Here is a 502-nt window from a genome sequence, read left to right on the forward strand (position 1 = left end):
CCCTTCTCTGAGATAGAGGCGAGGGCGCAAAGTGAAATCGGAGACGTGCCAGTAGAATGGTATCGCGAATCCATAAACTCGGTGCAGCAATCTTGGCAACAAAAAGTCAGCCAGTGGAAGTCTGACTGGACGTCTTTCTTCCAACAAAAAATTAATACTGCGCACCAGTCTAAGTTAACTGGGAAAATGCTTCTCAACGGTGGTCGTTGGTTATTTGGGGCTGATAATTTGTATCGATTAAGCCATTTGATTGGTGAGAATTTTGATTCTGGCTTGGCCGATATGCTGATGATTCACTATCAGACCTTTGAGCTAACGCAGGCGTTTTTATCAAACCCACCGGACGACACGTTTATTTTGCAAATTGCGCCCAAAGAGGGCTTGAAATCTTCTTCACTCCTGAGTGAACCAGAAGCGTTAGAACATGATTATCAATTGGGCTTGCAAGCCGGGTTTAATCTGGTTCAGTTATACGATCAACTGAATATGGACCTTGAAGGTA

At 44.2% G+C, this 502-nt stretch carries 1 protein-coding gene; it reads left to right on the forward strand.

Going from position 1 to position 502, the window contains the following annotated elements:
- The coding region (locus tag R7E78_RS31060; protein ID WP_318059263.1) for a DUF6363 domain-containing protein at positions 1–502 on the forward strand (502 nt) is incomplete at both ends.

The sequence above is a fragment of the Vibrio sp. YT-19(2023) genome, assembly GCF_033337395.1.